Annotated in this window: 5 protein-coding genes; all 5 read right to left on the bottom strand. The window is 70.6% G+C overall.

Annotated elements, in window-relative coordinates; all coding sequences use genetic code 11:
• Positions 1-62 precede the first annotated feature (62 nt).
• Complete coding sequence (locus tag RMO85_RS06365; RefSeq protein WP_310527647.1) at positions 63-1,178, bottom strand: response regulator; 1,116 nt, start codon at positions 1,176-1,178, stop codon at positions 63-65.
• Positions 1,175-1,552 (bottom strand): response regulator, encoded by a 378-nt coding sequence (locus RMO85_RS06360; protein ID WP_310527643.1) that lies wholly within the window; start codon positions 1,550-1,552, stop codon positions 1,175-1,177. Before RMO85_RS06360 ends, RMO85_RS06365 begins: the two co-directional genes overlap by 4 nt.
• Positions 1,552-3,789 (bottom strand): ATP-binding protein, encoded by a 2,238-nt coding sequence (locus RMO85_RS06355; protein ID WP_310527638.1) that lies wholly within the window; start codon positions 3,787-3,789, stop codon positions 1,552-1,554. Before RMO85_RS06355 ends, RMO85_RS06360 begins: the two co-directional genes overlap by 1 nt.
• 17 nt (positions 3,790-3,806) lie before the next feature.
• Entirely contained in the window at positions 3,807-4,232 is a 426-nt protein-coding gene (locus tag RMO85_RS06350) for a cyclic nucleotide-binding domain-containing protein (RefSeq protein WP_310527634.1), read from the bottom strand.
• A 96-nt stretch (positions 4,233-4,328) separates the two neighbouring features.
• Positions 4,329-5,658 (bottom strand): Na+/H+ antiporter NhaA (gene nhaA / locus RMO85_RS06345; protein ID WP_310527632.1); only part of this gene is annotated, 1,330 nt, incomplete at its 5' end.

The following is a 5,658-nucleotide window of genomic DNA, read 5'->3' as shown; positions in this document are numbered from 1 at the left end:
CCGACTCGACGGTGATGGACCTGATCAAGGGCAAGGAAGGCGCCACCTCCGAGGACTAGGGATCAGCCCGCCCGCTCCGCGATCGCCACGACGTCGTGCACCTCCACGGGGCGGGTGAAGCCCTTCAGCCGCCGGGTCCCGAGCTGCCTGGTCTGCAACCTGCCGTCGCAGGTGGCGACCAGGCGGTCGGGCACCAGCACCTCCCAGGGGGCGGCCTCGGCGCACAGCCGGGCCGCCTGGTTGGTCACGCTTCCGATGGCCGCGTAGTCGTAGCGCCCCTCGTAGCCGATGCGTCCGAGAGTGGCGTACCCCTGCGCGATCCCCGTCCCGAGCGCCAGGTCGTAGCCGAGCCGATGCCACCGCACTGCCCGCTCCTGCACGCTGCTCGTGATCTCCAGCGCCATCCGCACGGCACGATCCACGGGGTCGACGCAGGGGAAGGGATCGTTGAAGTAGACCATCACACCGTCGCCGGTGAACCGCTCGAGGGTGCCGTCGTGGGCGTCGATGACGTCGCCGAGCAGCCGGTGGTACTCGCGCAGCAGGTCCACGACCTCCTCGGGCTCGCTCGTCTCGGCGAATGTCGTGAAGTTGCGCAGGTCGCAGAAGACGACGACCACCTCGCGGCGGTGGCTGGCGAGCAGCGACTCGTCATCCATCACCACCTCGGCCAGCTGGGGCGAGAGGAAACGGCGGAGCCTGCTCATCCGCTCGATCTGGGTGACCTGCTCCTCCACGCGCCTCTCCAGCTCCCCGTTCCACCTCTCCAGCTCCGTGCGTTGCGCGCTGATGGTGTCGTGGTAGCGCTTGATGCGGGCCAGGGAGGCCACCCGGGCCAGGAGCTCGCTCTGGTCGAACGGCTTGCGGACGAAGTCGTCCGCCCCGGCTTCGAGCGCTGCCACCCGCTGCTGGGCGTCGCTGGCAGTGATCATGACGACCGGCAGGAACGCCGTACGCTCGTCTCCGCGGATGCGGCGGCACACCTCGTAGCCGTCCAGGCCGGGCATGACGACATCCAGCAGCACCAGGTCCACGTCCTCGCGGCTCAGCAGGTCGAGGCACTCCGCCCCCGAGGTGGCCTGCAGGACCCGGTGTCCCCGCGGGGCCAGGACGGCCTCGAGGAGCCGCAGGTTCACCGGCTCGTCATCGACGGCGAGGATCGTCACGGGCGCCGTCACGACGGCCCCACCAGGAAGGACGCCACCTGCGCCGGCAGTGCCCGGACATTGATCGGCTTCTCCAAGAAGCCGTCGAAGCCGGCCAGCGCAGCGGCTTCCCGGTCGGTGGCCATGGCCGAGGCGGTCACCGCGACCACGGGCATCAGCGCCTCACCGGCGGACATCTGGATCCTGCGCAGGGCCTCGGTGCCGTCGATCCCGGGCAGCTGCAGATCCATGAGGACCAGGTCGGGGAGCAGCCCGAGCGCGAGCTCGACGCCCTCCTCGCCGGTGACGGCCTCCACGACGTCGTAGCCCGCGAACTCCAGCACGTCTCGCACGAGCTTCATGTTCAGCCGGTTGTCCTCGACCACAAGGATCGTTGCAGTGCCCATCAGGTGCTCTCCTCGGGCCCGGCCGCCTCCGCCGGCAGCGCCCCCACCCGCCGTAGAGCGGTGACCAGCTCCTCACGGGCAAGCGGCTTGACGAGGTAGGCCGCCGCGCCGAGCTCGGCGCCCCTGGCCCGGTCGTCGACCACCGACGCCACGATCACCGGGATCCCGGCCGTCGCGGGGTCCTGGCGCAAGCGGGACAGAACCTGCCAGCCGTCGAGGCCCGGCAGCAGGATGTCGAGCACCACGGCCGAGGGCGCGGTGCGACGGGCCAGCTCGAGTGCCATCTCCCCGTCGTGGGCGCGGAGCACGTGCGGGGCGGTGCCCTCGAGGTGAGCCGCCATCAGCTCCAGGGACGCCCGGTCGTCGTCCACCAGCAGGATCGCGCCACCGCGCCCGGCCGCGGCGGGTCCCTCCACGACCTGGCGGTACGGCGTCATCGGGATGCACACCTCGAAGCGGCTGCCCTGCCCGACCTCCGACTCCAGAGTGATGCGGCCACCGAACAGCTCGACGATGCGGCGGCACAGCGTCAGGCCGAGCCCGGTGCCCTCCTCCTTGACCAGGCCGCGACCGCCCTGCTGGAACGACTCGAAGATCTTCTCCCGGTCCTCGGCCGGGATGCCGATGCCGGTGTCGGACACCGAGACGACCAGCTCACCCGCCTGCCTGCGCGCCCGGACGCCGACGGCGCCGCCGGAGGGGGTGAACTTGACGGCGTTTCCGACCAGGTTGACCACCACCTGCTTGAACCGCAGCTCGTCCGACTCCACCAGGCCCACGTCATCGCCGACCTCGAGGGTGAGGTCGATGCCGTGTCGGCTCGCTCGCTCCCGGACGACCGACAATGCGTACTCCAACGCAGCGGGCACGGAGAAGACCGTCGACTCCAGCCGCATCTGGCCGGCCTCGATCTTCGACAGGTCGAGGATCTCGTTCAGGAGCTCCAGCAGGTGGCGACCGGAGCTGAGGATGTCCCCGAGGTACTCCTCCTGCCGCTCGTTCAGCTCGCCGAACATGCCTCCGAGCAGCACGTCCGAGAACCCGATCACCGCGTTGAGCGGCGTGCGCAGCTCGTGCGACATGCTGGCGAGGAACTCCGACTTGTGGCGGCCGGCCACCTCGAGGTCGCGCCGACTGATGCTGAGCTCGCGGAACATCCGGGCGTTGACGATGGCCAGCGCCGACTGATTGGCCAGCGACTGGAGGAGAACGCCCACGTCGTCAGGGAAGTCCCCGGTCGTCCGGCGCCGGACGACCAGGGCGCCGACGAGCTGGTCCTGGCGCAGCATCGGCACGGCAAGCACCGACCGCCAGCCGTCCCGGTAGAGCTCGTCGAGGTGGGGATCACGAGAGACACCGCCGAGGTCGGCCACCGCCACGGACCTGTGCGCGGTCGCCGCCCGGCCGACCAGCGAGGAGTCGCGTCGGATCGTGACCCTGCGCAGTCGACGCAGCAGCGCGGTGCTGCTGCCGTGGGCGGCGCGCACGTGGAAGGTGTCCGTCGCGGCGTCGTACTCCATGATCGAGCCGCCGTCGGTGCCGGTGAGGCGCACGGCGCTGGCCACGATGCGCTGCAGCACCTCGTCCGGGTCGAGGCTCGAGCTGACCGCGTCGGCGACCTCGGACAGCGCCTCGAGCTGGTCGATCTTCGCGGCCAGCTCCCGACCCCGGGCGGCGAGGGCACGGGTGAGCTCCACCTGCCTCAGCACGATGGTGGCCTGCGTCGCGAACGACTCCAGGAGCGCGATCGCCCGCTCGTCGAACGGGTCGACCTCGGCGCGCCACAGCGTCAGGGTGCCGACCACGTCGCTCTCGAACAGCAGCGGTGCGGAGACGCTGGTCCGGAACCCGAACAGCTGCTGCAGGTCGCGGCGGCCGAACTCCGGATCGGCCAGCACGTCGCGGATCTGTTGGGTCCGCCGGTCGAGGGCCACCCGTCCACTCAAAGACGTGCGGTCGAGCGAGAGCGGGTGCTGGAGCAGGTACTCGCGCATCTGCCGCGCGTTCGCCCCGGACACCCGGGAGAGGCGGAGGTCGTCGCCGTCGATGAGGTACAGCTGGGCCGCCTGAGCCTCGCACAGGCTGGCCGCACGCTCCACGACGACGTCGAGGACGGCTGAGGGGTCGTCGCCGCTGCGGCCGAGCGCCCCCAGCACCTCACGGGTGGCCTCGAGGTGCTCCCTCGCGTCTCGCAGTTCGCGGGCGGGATCGTGGTCGAGCTCGGAATGGGTTGCCACGAGTCTCACCCCTGAGCTCAGTCCGCAGACCTCGCCTCGGCCTCCCTCAGGCGGGCGCACAGGGTCGTGAGCAGGTGACGGGCGAACCCGGGGTCCGCGTCGATCACCTGCTCGAAGCCCTGGTGCGGGAGAGCGAGGACCGTCATCGGCTCGAGGGCGGTCACCGTGGCGGACCTGGGCAAGCCGTCGATCATGCTGATCTCGCCGAAGTAGTCGCCGGGACCGACTGTGCGCAGGACCCGGCCGTCCTTGCTGACGGTGGCGGCGCCCTCGAGGATCAGGTGGAACGCCAACGCCCCGAGCCCCTCGGTCGCCACCTCCTTGCCCGCGGGGTGCAGGGCCTCCCTCGAGGCCTGCACCAACCGTTTCACCTGGCCCTTGGAGAGCCCTCGGAAGAGGTCCACATCGGCGACGAGCGCTTCGATCTCGCGATCCCTGGCCATACCGCCTCCTCGCTCGAGTGGTCTTTCCAAGGTATGCCCGGAACCCGACGGTGCACCTACCCAACTCTGGGTACTTCCCGGCGGTTCGCCGCCGGGTCATCCGCGCGGCGTGGCACTCTCCGCCGCCTCGACCTCGCGGTGCGCGTCCGGGTGCGGCGTACCCAGCCACAGCAGGAGCGCCCCCAGCGCCGCGGCCACCACGGACGCGACCAGGATCGCGACCTTCGCGTCGTCGCTGAGTGCCTCGGAGCCGGGGAACGAGAGCCCCGCGATGAACAGCGACACCGTGAAGCCCACCCCCGCCACGGCCCCGACACCCGCGAGCATCGGCCACGTCGTGCGGTCGGGAAGCCTGCCGAGACCGAGCTTCACCGCGATGAACGACGCGAGCACGATCCCGACCGGCTTGCCGAGCACCAGCCCGGCGACGATTCCCAACGCCACCGGCGACGTGAGCGCGTCCCCGATCCCACCCAACGCGACGCCGGCGTTGGCCAGCGCGAAGACCGGCAACACGACGTACGACGACATCGGGTGGAGCAGGGACTGCAGTCGCTCGACCATGGGTACCGACTCCCCGATCAGGAACCGGAGGCGGGCCAGCTCGTCCGGATCGAGAAGGTTGTCGCCCAGTGCCTGCCGCGCGTAGCCACGGGCGACATCCTCGTTGAGCAGCGCCCTGGCGGGAGTGATCAGCCCGATCGCGACTCCGGCGAGGGTGGCGTGCACGCCCGACTGGAGAAGCGCGAACCACGTCACGACTCCGAGCACGACATAGACCGGCACCGACCACACGCGCGCCTTCTGCAGAACGACCATCCCGGCGAGCAGGACGAGCGCGAGCGCGAGCCACCACAGCTCGACAGAGGCGGTGTAGAACACCGCGATCACGATGATCGCGCCGATGTCGTCGACGATCGCGAGCGTGAGCAGGAACAGCCGCAGCGCGGACGGGATCCGTCGGCCGAGCAGCCCGAGCACGCCGACGGCGAAGGCGATGTCGGTCGCCATCGGGATCCCCCAGCCTCCGCTGGCATCACCGCCGCCGGCGACGAGGGCATAGAGGCCGGCCGGGACCACCATGCCACCGATCGCGGCAAGGATCGGCAGGGCGGCCGTCCTCGGGTCGCGCAGGTCGCCGCTCACGAGCTCGTACTTGATCTCGAGCCCGACCACGAAGAAGAAGATCACCATGAGTGCGTCGTTGACCCAGTGCTGCAGCGACTCCTCGAGACGGAACTCGCCGACCTGGAGGCCGATCGGCGTGTGCCAGAAGGCGTCGTACGACGACGCGCCCGGCCCGTTCGCCCAGATCAGCGCGACGACGGCCGCCAGCAGCAGCAGCACCGAACCGGCGACCTCGACGCGCAGGAACTCCCGGATCGGTCGGGCGACCAGCCGGGCGAGCGGCTTGTTGCTGGCGAGG

This window comes from Nocardioides sp. (assembly GCF_031422975.1).
GTDB lineage: Bacteria > Actinomycetota > Actinomycetes > Propionibacteriales > Nocardioidaceae > Nocardioides.
Note: the sequence above shows the minus strand (reverse complement) of the source record. Positions and strands in the feature narration are given on the sequence as shown.